The sequence below is a fragment of the Streptococcus sp. Z556 genome, assembly GCF_053010225.1.
In genome coordinates this window covers 157,204-176,396 of record NZ_JBRKNU010000005.1, presented here as the reverse complement: position 1 = coordinate 176,396, position 19,193 = coordinate 157,204, and the positions used below count along the sequence as shown (strand labels likewise).

Below are 19,193 nucleotides of genomic sequence, written 5' to 3'. Positions count from 1 at the left end.
CTTTCTAGTAGTCTTCTAGGATATCACCGATTGGGTCGTTAGAAGTCGCAGCTCCGCCGCCACCGTTACCACCTTGTTTTGAAAGGTTAAGGTAGATGAAGGCAAGGGCAACACCGATGACACCAAGGGCAATCAAAGTCAATTGAGAGATTGCTGCAAGAGCAAAACCGATAGCGAAGAATGGCCATACTTCACGAGTTGCCATCATATTGATAACCATAGCGTAACCAACGGCAACGACCATAGCACCACCGACAGCCATACCACCATTCAACCATTCTGGCATTAGGCCAAGAGCGTCTTGAACAGCAGAAGCAGGGATAGCGATAAGGAAGGCTGCAGGGATAGCGATACGAAGACCTTGAAGAACAAGGGCAAAGTAGTGAGCGCGTTCAACAGCCGCAATGTTTCCTTCTTTTGCAGCTGCGTCAGCTGAGTGAACTAAGGCAACTGAGATTGTACGAACAATCATTGTCAAGAAAAGTCCGGCTACGGCAAGAGGGATAGCTGTGGCTGTTGCGACAGCGATACCTTCGGTAGTAAAGTTACCACCTTTGATCAAGATGATCGCTGCGGCAACAGATGCAAGAGCAGCGTCAGGAGCTACGGCAGCTCCGATGTTAGCCCAACCAAGGGCGATCATTTGAAGAGATCCACCAAGCATAACACCTGCTTCGAGGTTACCTGTTACAAGTCCGATAAGGGTACATGCGACGATTGGTTGATGGAATTGGAATTGGTCGAGGATACCTTCAAGACCTGCAAGGAAGGCAACAACTACAACCAAGATAGCAGAAATGATTGAAATATCTGACATGGTTTTATTCCTTTTCTATTTAGTTTTAATAAAGTATTTAATCCTGTTTTCAAAAATGATAGAAACAGATTAAAATTATTGAACGTTTGCTTTCTTAATCAAGTCAAACAAATCTTTTTTCGTGTCGTTTGGTACTTTACGTACATCAAATTCAACACCGAGGTCACGCATTTTTTCAAATGTTGCAACATCATCTTTGTCCATAGACAAGACGTTGTTGATCATTGTTTTACCTGTTGAGTGGGCCATAGAACCAACGTTAAGGGTCTTGATTGGCACGCCACCTTCGATGGCACGAAGGGCATCTTGAGGTGTTTCAAACAAGATAAGGGCATGAGTGTCACCGAAACGTGGGTCTTTTGCAACGTCAATCAATTTTTGGATTGGTACAACGTTGGCTTTTACTCCGTTTGGAGCTGCTTGTTTAATCAATTCTTTACGCAAGTCGTCGTTAGCAACGTTGTCTGAAGCAACGATGATACGGTTTGCTTTTGAATCTGGAGTCCAAGCAGTCGCAACCTGACCGTGAAGTAGACGAGTGTCTAGACGAGCAAGGTTGATTTTCAGTTTACCGTCACCGATAACAGTTCCTTCTGGAATCGCAGCTTGTGCGGCAGGAGCAGCTGCAGCAGTTGCAACTTCCTCAACTGGGTTAAGCTCTTCTGGAAGAGCTTTGATGCCATCTTTGGCTTCTTTAATGATATTCGCAGCGACTTTTTCCACACCTGCATTCGCGTCCATAAGTCGCTCTGTGTAGGCTTGGATCAACATCGGCAAGTTTAGTCCTGTGATGATGGCAAATTTACGTTCTGGATTTTCTCCCATCACGCGACTAGCTTGGTTGAATGGAGATCCACTCCAAAGGTCAGCCAATACTAGAACCTCATCTTCTGCGTCAAATGCAGCAACAGCGTTATTGAGCTTAGCGTATAAATCATCTGGACCTTCATTTGGCATAAAGGTTACAACTTGAACCTTCTCTTGTTCACCAAAAATCATGGATCCGGACTGATGAATACCCGCAGCAAATTCGCCGTGGCTCGCAATAATGATTCCGATACTCATTATTGTCATTCCTCCTTTAAAATGTTTGACTGTGTGTTTAAGAAAACTTTAAGCCTAATTAAGTATAAACCGTTTTCATATAAAAATCAACTATTTTTTCTAAAAACAGGAAAGTTTTCAATAAAAATACCTCTACAAAATGTTAATATAATAAACTTTTTAAAAAATGTATGAAAATAAAGCTAGAAAATTTAATATAAAAATACTGAAAATAAGCCCTAGTTATGAAAACTGCATGAAAACAAAAGGAAAGGTTGCAGAACAGCAACCTTTCCTTTTTATAGGAATAAATCTTGTAAGGCGTGGGCAACACCATCTTCTTCATTGGTTAGTGGGAGTTGTTCATCTGCATAGGGAAGCAAGTCCGGATTGGCATTTTTCATGGCATATCCCTTGCCTGCGAAAGCCAGCATTTCTCTATCGTTTTGCTCATCGCCGAAGGCAATTAAGTCTTTTTTGTCACGATTCATCACATTGAGCAAATATTCGAGGGCAAAGGCCTTGTTTACCCCTTTGGGAGTACACTCGAGGATGTTGAGGGGGCCTCCCCAAGTATTGATGGATAGTTGGTGTTGATAAAAGCGATTCATTTCGTCTGCTAGAGCGTATTTGTCCTCGGCTCTTGTTTGCAAGAGGATGCAGTTTGGGTCCTTGGTCACCAGTTCAGGCTTGAATTGATTTTCGGGTTGGAAATTTTCCACACCAAATAATTTTGGATCTGCGATTTCTTCATTAGGAGCTGTGATGTAGAATTTCTTACGGTATTCTCCAGCAATAAAGTCAGCTTGGATATCCTCTTTGCGTTGGACCATGTCCAAGAGGTATTTTTTGTCCAAGGTCAAGCACTTTTCATGCGCCCAAGTCTGTCCGGGTAGATGGGTGAGGGAACCATTAAAGTTAATCATGGGAGTATGCAACTCTAGTTCACGGTAGAAGTTCTTCGCCATGCGGTAAGGACGGCCTGTCGTGATGACAACATGGTGCCCCTTTTCAGTAATTTTTTTGATTGTCTTTTTGGTAAAATCGGAGAGCTTGCTTTCACCATTGAGCAAGGTTCCGTCCAAATCGACTGCAATAATTTTTTTAGTCATATAAACCTTCCTAGTAGATTCCAGATAAGATGTTTACTATTATATCAAAAAGAAAGAAGAAAAACAGACTCAAAACAAAAAATGAAAATTCCATTTTGTTAAATAATTCAAACAAACATATTGAAAAGGTGAATGATAAATGATATAATACTCATATTGTTCGTAAAAAACAAAAGGAGATTAAAGATGGACAAACTATTTAAACTAAAAGAGCACGGGACAGATGTCCGTACAGAGGTGCTTGCTGGTTTAACAACATTCTTTGCAATGAGTTATATTCTCTTTGTAAACCCTCAAATGCTTTCCCAAACGGGTATGCCTGTTCAAGGTGTGTTCTTGGCAACGATTATCGGTTCTGTAGTTGGTACTTTGATGATGGCTTTCTATGCTAATTTGCCGTACGCACAAGCACCAGGTATGGGACTAAATGCCTTCTTCACCTTTACAGTTGTATTTGGAATGGGCTATACTTGGAAAGAAGCTCTTGGTATGGTCTTCATCTGTGGGATTATTTCACTGATTATCACATTAACCAATGTTCGTAAAATGATCATCGAGTCTATTCCTGCAACTCTTCGTTCAGCAATTTCAGCTGGTATTGGTGTTTTCCTTGCCTATGTTGGGATTAAGAATGCCGGTCTCTTGAAATTCTCAATCGATCCAGGTACTTATACGGTAGCAGGCGAAGGAGCAGACAAGGCTCAAGCTGCACTTACAGCAAATTCAGCAGCTGTTCCAGGCTTGGTAGACTTCAATACTCCAGCAGTATTGGTGGCTCTTGCAGGTCTGGCTATTACCATCTTCTTTGTTGTGAAAGGCATCAAAGGTGGAATCATTCTTTCTATTTTAACAACGACTGTCCTTGCTATTGCTGTGGGTGTTGTGAATTTGTCAGGGATTGACTTTGCTAGCAACAATCTTTCATCAGCGATTAATGATTTAGGAACTTTGTTTGGTGCTGCTCTTGGTTCAGAAGGTTTAGGATCTTTGATTTCAAACACCTCGCGTTTACCAGAAACCTTGATGGCTATTCTTGCCTTCTCACTAACGGATATTTTTGATACAATCGGTACTCTTATCGGTACTGGTGAAAAAGTTGGTATCGTTGCGACAAGTGGAGAAAACCATGAGTCCGCTAAATTGGACAAGGCTCTATACTCTGATTTGGTAGCAACTTCGGTAGGTGCCATTGCAGGTACTTCAAACGTAACAACTTATATTGAGTCAGCAGCAGGTATTGGTGCTGGTGGACGTACAGGTTTGACAGCTCTAGTAGTTGCTATCTGTTTCGCCCTATCTAGCTTCTTTAGCCCACTTCTTGCTATTGTTCCTTCAGCAGCAACAGCACCAATTTTGATTATCGTCGGAATTATGATGCTGTCTAATCTTAAAAATATTCCTTGGGATGATATGTCAGAAGCAGTTCCTGCCTTCTTTACTTCTATCTTTATGGGATTCAGCTACTCAATCACTCAAGGGATCGCAGTTGGTTTCTTGACATACACCTTGACAAAACTTGTCAAAGGTCAAGCCAAGGATGTGCACGTGATGATTTGGATTTTGGATGCCTTGTTTATCCTTAACTATATCAGTATGGCACTATAAATGGTATAATAGAAAAAGGGGAATTTCCCCTTTTTATTATAAGGAGGTACATCATGAAAGAAAAGACAATCTGGCAAGAGATTTTGAACAGAGGAATGTGGGTCCTCATCCTTTTAGTGGCTTTAATTCTAGCGCAAGTTCCTTTAGGGCTATCTTTTTGGTTAGCTTCTAATCAATTTCCACTTTTACAATCAGGGCTCTTAGTCGGTGCCCTATCCATTGTTATTTTGGCTGTCTTTATTTTAGGTGCTCGAAAAACACAACTTGCTACTTTTAATCTGTCCTTTTTTAAGGCCAAAGACTTGGCTCGTTTGGTGTTGAGTTACCTAGTGATTTTTGCTAACAATTTGTTTGGTGCAGCTTTGCTTCGCATGACGAATGAGACGACAACGAGCAATCAATCAACTATTAACAGTCTGGTTGAAAATAGTTCCTTGATTGCCACTTTTTTCATGCTAGTCTTGATTGCGCCGATTTGTGAGGAAATTTTGTGTCGTGGGATTATTCCTAAAAAAATCTTCCGAGGTAAGGAAAAACTTGGCTTTGTTGTTGGGGCAATTGTCTTTGCCTTACTCCATACTCCAACCAATCTGCCTTCTGTGATTATTTATGGTGGGATGTCAACAGTTCTAACTTGGACAGCCTATAAGACAGAACGTTTAGAGATGTCCATCCTGCTTCATATGATTCTCAATGGTGTAGCTTTTTGTTTGATAGCTATATTGGTATTGATTAGTAGAAATCTGGGCCTATAATTCTAGACTATTGGCCTACTTGGAAAAGATGAATGCTTGCGTATCCATCTTTTTCTTTTTATGGTAAAATAGAGAAATAATGTGGTGAAAAACCTTGAGGAGTGACCCTATGTCCAATAAAGTTAGTCAGGCAAAAACAGCCATTTGCGGAATTATCAATGTAACCCCAGATTCCTTTTCGGATGGTGGTCAGTTTTTTGCTGTTGACCAGGCGCTTCAGCAAGCCCGTAAATTGATAGCTGAAGGGGCGAGTATGCTAGATATCGGAGGAGAATCGACTCGTCCTGGAAGTAGCTATGTTGAGATAGAAGAAGAGATCCAACGTGTTGTTCCAGTTATCAAAGCTATTCGCAAGGAAAGTGATGTCCTCATTTCCATCGATACATGGAAGAGTCAGGTGGCAGAGGCTGCTTTGGAAGCTGGTGCCAATCTGGTAAATGATATCACTGGGCTCATGGGAGATGAGAAAATGGCTCAGGTGGTTGCCAAAGCGGGAGCGCAAGTGGTCATCATGTTTAATCCAGTCATGGCTCGACCTCAACACCCCAGTTCGCTCATATTTCCTCGTTTTGGCTTTGGGGAGCCTTTTACAAATGAAGACTTGGCGGACTTTGAACAACTACCAGTAGAAGAATTGATGACAGCTTTCTTTGAACGAGCTTTGACAAGAGCGGATCAAGCTGGGATTGCAAAAGATAAGATCATGTTGGATCCGGGGATTGGTTTTGGTCTCACCAAGAAGGAGAATCTACTTCTTCTACGGGACCTTGATAAATTGCATCAGCAGGGCTATCCAATCTTTCTTGGTGTTTCGCGCAAGCGGTTTGTTATCAATATCCTGGAGGAAAATGGCTTCGAAGTCAATCCTGAGACGGAAGTCGGTTTCCGAAATCGGGACACCGCTTCGGCTCATGTAACGACTATCGCTGCGAGACAGGGTGTAGAAGTGGTGCGCGTGCATGATGTAGCCAGTCACAGGATGGCAGTTGAAATTGCGACAGCTATTCGTTTGGCAGATGATGCAGAACATTTAGATTTAAAACAATACAAATAAGATGAACGAAATTGAAAACAATCAGTGGATCGCCCACTATCGAACAGACCAACCAAATTTTGGTTTGGAGAGAATGGTGGAACTCTTGGAACTGAGAGGCAATCCCCATCTCAAACTCAAGGTCATCCATATTGGAGGGACCAATGGCAAGGGATCGACCATTGCTTTTTTGAAAAATATGCTCGTAAAGCTAGGTCTGAGAGTAGGGGTGTTCAGTTCACCCTATCTCATTCATTACACAGACCAGATTAGCATTAACGGGAAATCCATCTCAGAAGCTAGACTAGAAGCCCTGATGGCAGACTATGAGTCTTTGCTTGAGGGGGAGAAGAGCGCTGTTTTAAAAGGAACGACCGAGTTTGAGATTATCACTGCCCTAGCCTATGATTATTTTGCCGCTGAAAAAGTTGATGTGGCCATCATGGAAGTCGGCATGGGTGGACTTCTGGATAGCACCAATGTCTGTCAGCCCATTCTGACAGGAATTACGACTATTGGCTTGGACCATGTAGCCCTGCTTGGTGATACTGTAGAGGTCATAGCAGAACAGAAGGCTGGTATTATCAAACAAGGCATTCCTTTGGTGACAGGTCGCATTGCTCCAGAAGCCTTGGCTGTTATTGACCGCATTGCGGAAGGGAAAGATGCGCCGAGAATTGCCTATGGGACAGATTATCAGGTTGGTCATCAAGAAAGTGTGGTGACAGGCGAGGTCTTTGACTATACAAGTCCTGTCAGACAAGGTCGCTTTCAAACAGGTCTGCTTGGTTTGCATCAGATCGAGAATGCAGGGATGGCACTTGCTCTTCTAGACATTTATTGCCAAGAGATTGGGCAAGAATTAGCTAGCAATGACTTGCTTGCTCAAGCATTGAAAGAGACCAGATGGCCAGGGCGTTTGGAGGTTCTGTCTAGCGAACCTATGATGATTTTGGATGGGGCTCATAATCCCCACGCTATCAAGGCTTTGCTAACTACTTTACAAGAACGCTTTGCGGATTATCATAAGGAAATCCTCTTTACTTGTATCAAAACCAAGGCTTTGGAGGATATGTTGGATTTGCTAGAGACGGTGCCGGATAGTCAACTGACTCTGACTTATTTTGATGATAGTCGGGCGACGGATGAAAGCGTGCTGAAAGAGATAGCCAAGTCTAGAAATCTCAATTACCAAAGTTGGCAGGATTTTCTAGAGCAGAAATTGACAGATAAAAATGAAGAGAAACAAACAGTTAGGATTGTCACGGGTTCTTTGTATTTCTTGAGCCAGGTGAGAGCCTACCTAATGGAGAGGAATAACTAGAGAATGGATACACAAAAGATTGAAGCAGCTGTAAAAATGATTATCGAGGCTGTTGGTGAGGACGCTAACCGCGAGGGCTTGCAGGAGACACCTGCTCGTGTAGCCCGTATGTACCAAGAAATTTTTTCAGGTCTTGGCCAAACTGCTGAGGAACACCTGTCAAAATCCTTTGAGATTATCGACGATAATATGGTGGTGGAGAAGGATATCTTTTTCCACACCATGTGTGAGCACCACTTCTTGCCCTTTTATGGGAGAGCGCACATTGCCTATATTCCAGATGGTCGTGTGGCAGGTTTGTCCAAGCTAGCTCGTACGGTTGAAGTCTACTCTAAGAAACCACAGATTCAAGAACGTTTGAATATCGAAGTGGCTGATGCCTTGATGGACTATCTAGGGGCTAAGGGAGCCTTTGTTGTTATTGAGGCGGAACATATGTGTATGAGCATGCGTGGTGTCAGAAAACCAGGCACTGCAACCTTGACGACAGTAGCTCGTGGTCTATTTGAAACAGATAAGGACCTAAGAGATCAGGCTTATCGTTTAATGGGACTATAATACTCTTCGAAAATCAAATTCAAACCACGTCAGCTTCCATCTGCAACCTCAAAACAGTGTTTTGAGCAGCCTGCGGCTAGCTTCCTAGTTTGCACTTTGATTTTCATTGAGTATAAAAAGAATCCGCTATAAGCGGATTTTTCTAGAAAGGACTAGTTATGGATCAGCTAAAGATTAAAGATTTGGAAATATTTGCTTATCACGGACTCTTTCCAAGTGAGAAGGAATTGGGGCAAAAGTTTGTTATTTCCGCACGCTTATCCTATGATATGACCAAGGCGGCTACAGAATTGGATTTAACAGCCTCTGTCCATTACGGAGAACTGTGTCAGCAGTGGACGACTTGGTTTCAGGAAACCACTGAGGACTTGATTGAAACGGTAGCCTACAAACTAGTAGAGCGTACCTTTGAGACCTATCCTCTGGTCCAAGAAATTGAACTGGAACTCAAAAAACCTTGGGCTCCAGTCCACTTGCCACTTGATACCTGCTCGGTAACCATCCACCGTCGCAAGCAACGTGCCTTTATCGCCCTAGGAAGCAATATGGGCGATAAGCAAGCCAACTTGGAACAAGCTATCGACAAACTGCGAGCTTGCGGCATCCATATTCTCAAAGAATCCAGTGTCTTAACGACGGAACCTTGGGGTGGTGTGGAGCAAGATACTTTTGCCAATCAGGTGATTGAAGTAGAAACCTGGCTACCAGCACCAGTCTTGTTAGAGAACTTGTTAAGCATTGAGGCAGAGATGGGACGGGTTCGAGAAGTGCATTGGGGACCACGTTTGATTGATTTGGACTTGCTCTTCGTGGAGGACCAAGTCATTTATACAGACGACCTCATCTTGCCTCACCCTTATGTAGCAGAACGCCTCTTTGTCCTTGAGTCTCTGCAAGAAATAGCTCCCCATTTTATCCATCCGAACTTAAAACAATCAATTCGTTGCTTGGTTGACCAGTTGGAGCAAGGAGATGCCTAAACTTTCCGATAGCTATAGCAAGTGGAAGAGTATAGGGGAGGGACTACTTGCTATTCTTTTAGGCTTTCTCTTGATTTATTTCGGACAGGTGATTCCAAGGATAGGTTATCAGTTGCTGATGACTTACTTTTCCTTGTCAGCAGTTTGGCACTTGTTAACTCGTTGGTTTCAGGATAAACAGCGTAGGGAAAACATCTTTGTAACCTTGGCCAAGCTGGTGGTTGCTGCTCTCTTATTTGATTCTATTATTTTACAAGACCTGACCCTCTACCTCCTGGTGTTTATCATTGCGAGTTACCAGCTGTTTACGGGCGTCATTAGTCTTGTGACCTGGTCTCTTTATCGAAAAAATGCCATTCATCCTCGGATTCATCATCTCTTCGATGCTGTATGGATGATAGGATTTGGTCTTTATAGCATTTCTCCTTTTCACGATGCGGCGAATTTTGAATTGCTCTTACTTGGATTTTACTTGCTTATGCTAGGAGCCAGTAGTCTTCGGGATGGTTTCTTTTTTGAGAGGATAGAAAGCAATCCCAAGCTGAAGCGGCGAATGCGAATGACCTTGCCGATTTTTGTGACGGCTCTAATCCCTATCAGCACCTTGCGTAAATTGAATGAGTGGCTGTCAAATCATGAAAGCCAGGAAGGTGAAGTTCATTCAGAAAGAAAAAACGATCAGGTGGTTGATCTAGAAATTTTTATTCATACCTCAGAAACATCGTTCTTCCTTGCCATGGGGCATGTGGATATTTGCTATCAAGGGACGGTTATTTCCTATGGCTCGTATGATCCTCACTCGGAGAGTTTATTCGGCATGGTTGGAGACGGTGTCTTGTTTAAAGCCAATCGGGAGAAATACATCGAGCTCTGTAAGAGAGAAAGTCAGAAGACCTTATTTGCTTATGGTCTGAGTTTGACAGAACAACAGAAAGCTGCTATCCAAGCTCGTTTAGCAGAAATAGAAGACTTGTTAATTCCTTGGGAGCCGAGCTCTCAGTTGATGAAAAGAAGAGAGGGTGAGGTCAAGCATACCTACTCTTACCAACTGAAGCAAGAAGCGGATGCGACCCTCTATAAATTTAGCTCATCCGAGTTTAAGACCTACTTTGTTCTCAGTACCAATTGTGTCTTGCTGGCAGACTCAATCGTGGGAAAAGCTGGGACGGATATATTAAGTCCCCAAGGTTTCATTGTACCGGGGACTTACCAGGATTACCTTGATTTAGAGTACACAAAACCCAATGGTCTAGTTGTTAGTCGCTCCATTTATTAGAAAAAGAAAACTCTAGTTCCTCAGCAGTTTACGCTAAGAAACTAGAGTTTTTAAAATAGATCATTTTCTTCAGGAAGGAGGATGGTTTCTTTACCATCCGTGTCTAAAACAAGTACCCTAGGAGGGTAAAGGGGATCGAAAGGATGATTGAAATCAAAATCGATGCTAGTCGGAAGGTTTTGACTAGAGAAATGGAAGGTAATGGTCCCCTCGTTGTTGAGAATCTGAAATTCGAGTTCTTCTTCTAATTCAAAGACATTTTTCAAAAAATGATCGATAATGAACCATAAAGAGTCAATAACATCGTCGGGTAGACTGGTCACAACACCAAAACTGGCGGAACGTCTCTGTGTATTTGTAAAAGCCATGTTTCCTTCCTCCTTTTATTTTTCTTATCATACAGTAAAAAAGCTGAAAAATCAAGGAATCCTGCTTGTTTTTTCAAAATGAGAATAGACTGTGAAATTTTTTCAAAGTTTCTCTTAAAAATACTTGAAAGTGTTTACAATAAGTGATAAAATGGAGTAAGCAGATGCGTGAAAGCGAAATTTTCAATATAGAAAGGAAACGGAATGAACACAGATGATACAGTAACGATTTATGACGTTGCCCGTGAAGCAGGAGTTTCAATGGCAACAGTTAGCCGTGTCGTTAATGGCAACAAGAATGTTAAAGAGAACACTCGAAAAAAAGTCCTCGAAGTGATTGAACGCTTGGACTATCGTCCCAATGCGGTTGCTCGTGGTTTGGCTAGTAAGAAAACAACGACAGTCGGAGTTGTGATTCCTAACATTACCAATGGTTATTTCTCAACACTTGCTAAGGGGATTGATGACATTGCTGAAATGTACAAGTATAACATTGTCCTAGCAAATAGTGATGAGGATGATGAAAAGGAAGTTTCAGTGGTTAACACGCTCTTTTCAAAACAAGTCGATGGGATTATCTTTATGGGCTATCACTTGACTGAAAAGATTCGTTCAGAATTCTCTCGTTCACGGACGCCGGTTGTTCTTGCAGGTACGGTGGATGTAGAACACCAACTTCCAAGTGTTAATATTGACTACAAACAAGCCACGATTGACGCAGTGAGCTATCTTCTTAAAGAAAATGAGAAAATTGCCTTTGTGAGTGGCCCGCTTGTCGATGATATCAATGGCAAGGTTCGTTTGATTGGTTATAAGGAAGCTTTGAAAAAAGCAGGAATCCCTTATAGCGAGGGCTTGGTTTTTGAATCAAAATATAGCTATAATGATGGTTATGCCTTGGCAGAACGGTTGGTTTCATCACAAGCTACAGCTGCAGTTGTGACTGGTGACGAATTGGCAGCAGGTGTGCTAAATGGTTTATCAGATCATGGTGTCTCAGTGCCAGAAGAGTTTGAAATCATTACGACGGATGACTCTCAAATTGCACGATACACTCGTCCAAACTTGACGACAGTTGCCCAACCGCTTTATGATCTGGGGGCTATCAGCATGCGTATGTTGACTAAGATTATGCATAAGGAAGAATTGGAAGAGCGCGAAGTTCTCCTACCTCATGGTTTGACAGAACGTCGTTCTACACGAAAACGCAAATAAAAAAATCAGGGAATCGTGAAGATTTCCTGATTTTGTTTTCTAGAGAAGGGATTATACTCAATGAAAATCAAAGAGCAAACTAGAAAGCTAGCCGCAGGTTGCTCAAAGCACTGCTTTGAGGTTGTGGATAGGACTGACGAAGTCAGCTCAAAACACTGTTTTGAGGTTGTGGATAGGACTGACGAAGTCAGTAACCATACATACGGTAAGGCGACGCTAATGTAGTTTGAATTTTATTTTCGAAGAGGTTTAGCCTTCCATATAGTCTTTCAAGGCTTGTCCTTTTAGTCCTGCGTTGATGGCAATCAATAATTTGAGGCGAGCTTTTTGGGCGTTGAGTTCTTTGACAAAGAGAACGCCAGACTCTTGCAACTGCACTCCCCCCCCTTGGTAGGCGTAGACGGGCTCGGCAATCCCATTAAAGCAACGTGAAACCAAGGCGACTGGAATTCCTTTTTGGAGGAGAGTTTCTAATTTTTGGGCTGTTTCTTTGGGAACATTTCCAGCTCCAAAAGCTTGAATGACTAGCCCATCTAGGTGCTCTAAATCCAGCATGTCGATCAGTTCATCTGTCATACCTGCATAAGCGGAGATGATAGGCACCAGACCTTGTATGCAATCAAGATCAAAGCGAACTCGTGGCTCAGCCGTTTTGAAGTAGAGGATTTCTTGCTTCATGATGAGGCCAAGTGGTCCATGTGTTGGGGTTTGAAAGGTCCCGACGTTGGTGGTATGGGTTTTGGTGACGTACTTAGCTGCGTGGATTTCATCGTTCATGACGACCAGGACCCCCTTATCAGCTGACTTGTCATCGCTGGCGACTCGTAAAGCGCTCAGATAGTTATAAACGCCATCGCTACCGAGTTCGTTGGAACTACGCATAGCTCCTGTTAGAACGATGGGCATGTTGGGGATTTTCATGGTATCAAGAAAGTAGGCTGTTTCTTCCAAAGTGTCCGTCCCATGTGTAATCACAACCCCATCGTAGTTGTCTGCTTCCTCTTTAATCTTATGGTAGAGGGCTAGCATGTGTTTGGGTTTGATATGGGGGCTCGGTAGGTTAAAAAAGTCTAGGGCATGGACTTCTATCCCTTTAAGAGGATTGGTGACATGGTTCATGGGATTGTCCTGGCTGGTCACAACTGCGCCAGAGGCGTCTGCTTGCATGGAAATAGTCCCACCTGTATGTAAAACAAGGATTTTCTTAGGCATGAATTACTCACTCTTTCTGAAATGTGGTATAATCATTGTAACACAAAAGGGGAGAATGGGATAGGATGGAAGTCAAAGCTGTTTTTTTTGATATCGATGGAACGCTAGTCAACGATCGTAAGAGTGTTTTGAAATCCACTAAGGACGCAATTCGGATTGTGAAAGAACAAGGGGTGCTTGTTGGAGTGGCGACAGGACGGGGGCCTTTCTTTGTCAAGGAATTGATGGAAGATTTAGACTTGGATTTTGCAGTGACCTACAACGGCCAATACATTTTTAATAAAGAAAAAGTGCTCTTTGCTAGTCCGATTGCTAAGTCAAGTCTACGTCAACTGATTGCTTATGCTAAAAAGGAGCGTAAAGAAATCGCTCTTGGAACGGAGCATGCAGTTGTTGGCTCTAAAATTATGTCCTTTGGTCTCGGATCCTTTTCACAGCTGGTTAGCCGTTTTATCCCGACTGTCTTAACAAGAACCGTTAGCCGTTCCTTTAATCGAATGGTTAGCAAGGCAGTCCCTCAAAAGGAAGATGACCTGCTTCGTTTGATAAATGAGCCAATCTATCAAGTGTTAATGCTGATGACCCCAGAAGAATCGGAGAAAGCTGCTAGTGATTTTGAAGATTTGAAATTGACTCGAAGCAATCCTTTCGCAGCAGATATCATCAACCAAGGGAATTCAAAATTAGAAGGCATTCGCCTAATTGGGAAAGAATATGGTTTCGACCTCAACCAAGTCATGGCCTTCGGAGATTCAGACAATGACCTGGAAATGTTGGCGGGTGTCGGCATGTCTGTGGCTATGGGAAATGGCAGTAACAGCGTCAAAGAGGTTGCCAAACACATCACTGCAAGTAACCAACAAGATGGTATCCACAAGGCACTCGAACATTTTGGTGTTTTAGCAGCAGAAAAGGTATTTGTTAGTCGGGACTACCACTTCAATAAAGTCAAAACCTTCCACCACATGATGGATGAACGAACCCAAGAAGAACCACGGGCCTGGGATGTTGAAGGAGCAACCCACCGTGCAGACTTTAAAATTGAAGAATTAGTAGAGTTTGTTCGTGCAGCAAGTTCTTCAGAGGAAGAATTCCAGCAGTCGCTTGCAAGTATGCACGAGGCGATTGATAAGGCTGCAGAGAAAGTGGTGAAAAAGACACCGGCCCAAAAAGATTTGATTGGGCAAGTTGATGCCTTGATCGATACTCTCTACTTTACCTATGGTAGCTTTGTCTTGATGGGAGTAGATCCGGAACGTATCTTTGATATTGTTCACGAGGCGAATATGGGGAAAATGTTCCCTGATGGAAAAGCTCATTTTGATCCAGTTACACATAAAATTTTAAAACCAGATGACTGGGATGAGCATTATGCCCCAGAAGCTGCGATTCGAAAAGAGATCCAACGCCAGATGAAGGCCTATGAGCGCCACAAAGAAAAACAGAAATAAGTCATAAAAAAGGAGCACGGAGCTCCTTTTTTTATGATTACAATGTTTTTTCACTTTCTCTCACGACCAGCAAGTCGACTTTGGCATGGCGGAGAATGTACTCAGATGAAGAGCCAACCAAGAGGCGTTCAAAGGCATTGAGCCCTGTTGCACCAACGAGTATCAGATCGACATTTTCTGCGTCTGGAATAGTACGGGCAAGGAGGGTTTTTGGATTTCCCATTTCGATGACGATGTGAATATCAGTCACACCAGCGTCTCTTGCACGCTTTTCGTACTCCTTCATCAGACTTTCAGCGTCGACTTGGAGTTCTTCGTAAACTTCAGCATCAAAGGTAGACACGCTTTGAAGAGCGCGTGTGTCAATAACATGGGCAATGGTGAGCTTGGATTCGTTACGTAGAGCAGTATAAACACCCTTGACGAAAGCCAAGTCCGCTTCTTTAGAACCATCAATTGCGACCATAACATTTTGGTAACGTTGTGCCATAATGAAACCTCCTGAAATTTTCTTACTGTTATTGTAACCCTTTTCACCAAAGAAGTAAAGTAAAAAATATAAACGCATTCAAAAGATTCGGCTTTGCTAAACTTGAATCTTTATGGAGTCACTTTATGGAAATAGAGTCTATGAAATATAAAAAATTATTTACCTCTATCCCGGGATAATCTATTTTAGGACAAATGAGACTTTGTTAGATCTGCTTTTCTTCCATTGGTATGATTTTTAGTAAGGTTTTACTAATTTGGATTTATAGACCTTTCAGAAAACTTGTCGCATGGCCTGTCTAGTGGTATAATGTTACTATCTCGATGAATTGAGGAAAAAAGATGAAAGAATTTAACAAGTCTAGTAAGTTAGAGCATGTGGCTTATGATATTCGTGGTCCGGTTTTGGAAGAAGCCATGCGGATGCGCGCAAATGGTGAAAAGATTTTGCGTCTAAATACAGGGAATCCTGCTGAGTTTGGTTTTACAGCACCTGATGAGGTCATTCATGATTTGATTATGAATGCGCGTGATAGTGAGGGGTATTCTGACTCCAAAGGGATTTTCTCAGCCCGCAAGGCCATCATGCAGTATTGCCAACTGAAGAAATTCCCCAATGTGGATATTGATGATATCTACCTTGGAAATGGTGTCAGTGAGTTGATTGTTATGTCTATGCAAGGGCTTTTGGATAACGGTGATGAAGTCTTGGTACCTATGCCAGACTATCCTCTCTGGACGGCTGCTGTCAGCTTGGCTGGAGGAAATGCTGTTCACTATATCTGTGATGAAGAAGCAGAATGGTATCCTGATCTGGACGATATTAAATCTAAGATTAGCTCTAATACCAAGGCCATTGTCCTTATCAATCCAAATAACCCGACGGGAGCTCTCTATCCTAAAGAACTCTTGTTGGATATTATTGAGATTGCTCGTCAAAACGATTTGATCATCTTTGCGGACGAGATTTATGACCGCATGGTGATGGACGGACATGTGCATACACCTGTAGCAAGTCTGGCTCCAGATGTCTTCTGCGTCAGCATGAACGGTCTGTCGAAATCTCACCGTATCGCAGGTTTTCGTGTGGGTTGGATGGTCTTGTCTGGACCTAAGACACATGTTAAAGGCTATATCGAAGGGCTCAATATGCTGTCCAATATGCGTCTTTGCTCCAACGTTTTGGCCCAGCAAGTCGTACAAACCTCTCTAGGAGGTCACCAGTCGGTGGACGAATTGCTTCTGCCAGGTGGACGGATCTACGAGCAAAGAAACTTCATCTACAATGCCATTCAAGATATTCCAGGTTTGTCTGCCGTTAAACCAAAGGCGGGTCTTTATATCTTCCCGAAAATCGACCGCAATATGTACCGCATCGATGATGATGAGCAGTTTGTACTCGATTTCTTGAAGCAGGAAAAGGTTCTCTTGGTTCATGGTCGTGGTTTTAACTGGAAGGAACCAGACCATTTCCGTATCGTTTACCTCCCTCGTGTGGACGAATTGGCACAAATCCAAGAAAAGATGACACGTTTCTTGAGTCAGTATCGTAGATAAGGCTTTCATAGGGAAAAGCTAGAAAACATTTGCTTGGAGCTATTGACAAAAGTGGCAGAATCAGATAGAATAGTAAAGTATGTTTAGTAACTGATCACTTTATAGCCGGCTAAACGAATACAAAATCTATGAGGAGGTATTCATCGTGAAACGTACTTATCAACCAAGTAAACTTCGTCGTGCGCGCAAACACGGATTCCGTAACCGTATGTCAACAAAAAACGGTCGTCGCGTATTGGCAGCTCGTCGTCGTAAAGGACGCAAAGTTTTGGCTGCTTAATCCAAACGAATTCAACAAAGAAGTCAGTAGGAACTCGAGTCTACTGGCTTTTCTTTTTTCCTATAATATCAGTATGTAAATGCTTTATATTTTTGCTGAAATAGTGTATAATATTTCATATACTATAAAAATGGAGAACAGATATGAAGAAATCACAAGCCCTTCTACTAGGGGCTGGAATTTTGAGTGCAAGCTTTTTGATGGCAGCTTGTGGCTCAACGCAGTCAAATGCTGCAGATAAAACTTACTCATATGTATTTGCAAGTAACCCAGATACATTAGACTATATCACTTCAACACGTGGTTCGACCTCTAGTATTACGACAAACTTGATCGATGGTTTGTTGGAAAATGATAAGTACGGGAACCTCGTCCCTTCTATGGCAGAGTCATGGACAGTATCAAAAGATGGTTTGACCTATACCTACAAAATCCGCCAAGGAGCTAAGTGGTATACCTCTGAGGGAGAAGAATATGCTGAAGTGACAGCTCATGACTTTGTGACCGGTCTGAAGTATGCAGCTGATAAAAAGGCTGAAAACTTGTACTTGGTCCAAGACTCAATCAAAGGTTTGGCAGATTATGTTGAGGGGAAAACATCTGACTTTGAGACTGTTGGAGTCAAGGCTGTGGATGATTATACTCTTCAATACACTTTGAACAAGCCAGAGTCTTATTGGAATTCGAAGACAACCGGGGGGATTTTGAGCCCTGTGAATGAAGCCTTTTTGAAATCTAAGGGAGATGATTTTGGAAGTGTTACCCCATCTAGCATCCTGTCCAATGGGCCATACTTGTTCAAGTCTTTCACATCAAAATCTTTAATTGAGTTTGAAAAGAACCCTAATTACTGGGATAAGGACAATGTGAAGATTGAGAAGGTAAAACTTTCCTTCTATGATGGTTCAGACCAAGATAGTTTGGCTCGAGGATTCTTAGAAGGTAACTACACAGACGGACGTATCTTCCCGACAAGTTCTGTCTTTGACCAGCTGAAAAAAGGGAATGAGGATAAGATTACTTATACCCCTCAAAACGCTGTGACCTTCTATTATCTTTTCAATGTCAACCGTCAAAGTTACAATCAAACCATGAAACAGACGGATAAAGAAAAGACGGATTCACGTCTAGCTATGCAAAATAAAGATTTCCGTCAGGCGATTAACTTTGCCTTTGACCGTCATGCCTACGCTGCGCAGACAAATGGAGAAGATGGAGCTGACCGTATTCTTCGAAACACAGTCACACCAAGCAACTTTGTTCAAATCGGTAGCAAAAACTTCGGGGATGCTGTCAATGAAAAGATAGTCAACTATGGTACAGAGTGGTCAAATATCAATCTGAACGACGCGCAACCTGCCTTCTTGAATGCTGATAAAGCCAAGGCAGAATTCGCTAAAGCCAAAGAAAGTTTGCAGGCAGAAGGTGTTACCTTCCCTATCCATTTAGATATGTTGGTTGACCAGACTGCTAAGTTAGACGTACAGCAAGCAAGTTCTTTCAAGCAGACAGTTGAAGAAACACTTGGATCAGACAATATTGTTATCGATGTGATTCAATTGTCTCCAGACGAGAAAGACAATGCAACCTTCTTTGCTGATACAGCTGAACAAAAGGACTATGACATCGACATCTCAGGCTGGAGCGGAGATTACTCTGATCCTAAGACCTATCTTGACCTCTTGGATCCAGAATCTGGTTCTCAGTTAAAAAATCTTGGTTTGACCCCAGGAAAAGACAATGATGTCAAGGAAAAAATTGATCTATCTACCTATAAGAAGTTGTTGGATGCGGCAGAGAATGAGGTTGAAAATACTCAGACTCGCTATGAAAAATTTGCTGAAGTTCAAGCTTGGCTAACAGATAGTGCTCTTTTCCTACCCGTTCAAAGTGGTGGAGCCAATCCAATCTTCCGTAAGACTGTACCATTTACAGGAGCCTTCTCATTTGTCGGACATAAAGGGGATGCGGACAACTACAAGTATGTTGAGTTGCAAAAGGAGCCCGTAACTGTGAAACAGTATCAAGAGCTTTATGAAAAATGGCAAAAAGAAAAAGCTGAGTCCAACAAAAAAGCTCAAGAAGATTTAGCTAACCATATTCAATGATATTCCTAG

18 protein-coding genes are annotated in these 19,193 nt (G+C 42.4%); 12 read left to right on the top strand and 6 right to left on the bottom strand.

The genetic code is table 11. From position 1 onward, the window contains the following. Positions 1-4 precede the first annotated feature (4 nt). The 3 genes from ACVC7S_RS07405 to ACVC7S_RS07395 all read right to left on the bottom strand — a co-directional run bounded on the left by ACVC7S_RS07405 (position 5) and on the right by ACVC7S_RS07395 (position 2,973). On the bottom strand, positions 5-817 hold the full coding sequence (locus ACVC7S_RS07405) for a PTS mannose/fructose/sorbose transporter subunit IIC (protein WP_001280325.1): 813 nt from the start codon (positions 815-817) through the stop codon (positions 5-7). Between the two features lie 75 nt (positions 818-892). Then, positions 893-1,882, bottom strand: a complete 990-nt coding sequence (locus tag ACVC7S_RS07400) for a PTS sugar transporter subunit IIB (RefSeq protein ID WP_447266709.1) — start codon at positions 1,880-1,882, stop codon at positions 893-895. Between the two features lie 278 nt (positions 1,883-2,160). Next, positions 2,161-2,973, bottom strand: coding sequence for a Cof-type HAD-IIB family hydrolase (locus ACVC7S_RS07395; protein ID WP_096405960.1), 813 nt, complete (start codon positions 2,971-2,973; stop codon positions 2,161-2,163). Between the two features lie 186 nt (positions 2,974-3,159). On the opposite strand from ACVC7S_RS07395, the gene ACVC7S_RS07390 reads away from it, so the two are divergent. From ACVC7S_RS07390 to ACVC7S_RS07360, 7 genes are all read left to right on the top strand, one after another. Beyond that, positions 3,160-4,578 (top strand): NCS2 family permease, encoded by a 1,419-nt coding sequence (locus ACVC7S_RS07390; protein WP_125425106.1) that lies wholly within the window; start codon positions 3,160-3,162, stop codon positions 4,576-4,578. A gap of 53 nt (positions 4,579-4,631) precedes the next feature. Further along, the gene (locus tag ACVC7S_RS07385) at positions 4,632-5,333 is read left to right on the top strand and encodes a CPBP family intramembrane glutamic endopeptidase (protein WP_447266696.1); all 702 of its coding nucleotides are present in this window, start codon (positions 4,632-4,634) and stop codon (positions 5,331-5,333) included. A gap of 109 nt (positions 5,334-5,442) precedes the next feature. Beyond that, complete coding sequence (gene folP / locus ACVC7S_RS07380) at positions 5,443-6,387, top strand: dihydropteroate synthase (protein WP_447266695.1); 945 nt, start codon at positions 5,443-5,445, stop codon at positions 6,385-6,387. 1 nt (position 6,388) lies between these two features. Further along, the gene (locus ACVC7S_RS07375; RefSeq protein ID WP_447266694.1) at positions 6,389-7,690 is read left to right on the top strand and encodes a bifunctional folylpolyglutamate synthase/dihydrofolate synthase; all 1,302 of its coding nucleotides are present in this window, start codon (positions 6,389-6,391) and stop codon (positions 7,688-7,690) included. A gap of 3 nt (positions 7,691-7,693) precedes the next feature. Beyond that, positions 7,694-8,248 (top strand): GTP cyclohydrolase I FolE, encoded by a 555-nt coding sequence (gene folE, locus ACVC7S_RS07370; RefSeq protein ID WP_000380916.1) that lies wholly within the window; start codon positions 7,694-7,696, stop codon positions 8,246-8,248. Between the two features lie 158 nt (positions 8,249-8,406). Continuing rightward, the gene (gene folK, locus ACVC7S_RS07365; protein WP_447266693.1) at positions 8,407-9,228 is read left to right on the top strand and encodes a 2-amino-4-hydroxy-6-hydroxymethyldihydropteridine diphosphokinase; all 822 of its coding nucleotides are present in this window, start codon (positions 8,407-8,409) and stop codon (positions 9,226-9,228) included. Beyond that, a complete protein-coding gene (locus ACVC7S_RS07360; RefSeq protein ID WP_447266692.1) occupies positions 9,221-10,504 on the top strand; it encodes a DUF308 domain-containing protein in 1,284 nt (427 codons plus the stop codon). Before folK ends, ACVC7S_RS07360 begins: the two co-directional genes overlap by 8 nt. Before the next feature lie 50 nt (positions 10,505-10,554). On the opposite strand, the gene ACVC7S_RS07355 is transcribed toward ACVC7S_RS07360, so the two are convergent. Beyond that, the gene (locus ACVC7S_RS07355; RefSeq protein ID WP_000886038.1) at positions 10,555-10,872 is read right to left on the bottom strand and encodes a DUF960 domain-containing protein; all 318 of its coding nucleotides are present in this window, start codon (positions 10,870-10,872) and stop codon (positions 10,555-10,557) included. Between the two features lie 204 nt (positions 10,873-11,076). Here ACVC7S_RS07355 and ccpA point away from each other — a divergent pair, with 204 nt between their 5' ends. Further along, positions 11,077-12,087 (top strand): catabolite control protein A, encoded by a 1,011-nt coding sequence (gene ccpA / locus ACVC7S_RS07350; protein ID WP_001090640.1) that lies wholly within the window; start codon positions 11,077-11,079, stop codon positions 12,085-12,087. Positions 12,088-12,336: 249 nt separating this feature from the next. On the opposite strand, the gene ACVC7S_RS07345 is transcribed toward ccpA, so the two are convergent. Then, the gene (locus ACVC7S_RS07345) at positions 12,337-13,299 is read right to left on the bottom strand and encodes an asparaginase (RefSeq protein ID WP_447266691.1); all 963 of its coding nucleotides are present in this window, start codon (positions 13,297-13,299) and stop codon (positions 12,337-12,339) included. Between the two features lie 65 nt (positions 13,300-13,364). Here ACVC7S_RS07345 and ACVC7S_RS07340 point away from each other — a divergent pair, with 65 nt between their 5' ends. Continuing rightward, on the top strand, positions 13,365-14,750 hold the full coding sequence (locus ACVC7S_RS07340; protein WP_000453132.1) for a Cof-type HAD-IIB family hydrolase: 1,386 nt from the start codon (positions 13,365-13,367) through the stop codon (positions 14,748-14,750). 37 nt (positions 14,751-14,787) lie between these two features. Here ACVC7S_RS07340 and ACVC7S_RS07335 read toward each other — a convergent pair whose 3' ends face one another. Continuing rightward, complete coding sequence (locus tag ACVC7S_RS07335; RefSeq protein WP_000079162.1) at positions 14,788-15,240, bottom strand: universal stress protein; 453 nt, start codon at positions 15,238-15,240, stop codon at positions 14,788-14,790. A gap of 341 nt (positions 15,241-15,581) precedes the next feature. On the opposite strand from ACVC7S_RS07335, the gene ACVC7S_RS07330 reads away from it, so the two are divergent. From ACVC7S_RS07330 to ACVC7S_RS07320, 3 genes are all read left to right on the top strand, one after another. After that, positions 15,582-16,796 (top strand): pyridoxal phosphate-dependent aminotransferase, encoded by a 1,215-nt coding sequence (locus ACVC7S_RS07330; protein ID WP_447266690.1) that lies wholly within the window; start codon positions 15,582-15,584, stop codon positions 16,794-16,796. A gap of 145 nt (positions 16,797-16,941) precedes the next feature. After that, entirely contained in the window at positions 16,942-17,076 is a 135-nt protein-coding gene (gene rpmH / locus ACVC7S_RS07325; protein ID WP_000831905.1) for a 50S ribosomal protein L34, read from the top strand. A 143-nt stretch (positions 17,077-17,219) separates the two neighbouring features. Beyond that, on the top strand, positions 17,220-19,184 hold the full coding sequence (locus tag ACVC7S_RS07320; protein WP_447266689.1) for a peptide ABC transporter substrate-binding protein: 1,965 nt from the start codon (positions 17,220-17,222) through the stop codon (positions 19,182-19,184). The last annotated feature ends 9 nt before the right edge of the window (positions 19,185-19,193 follow it).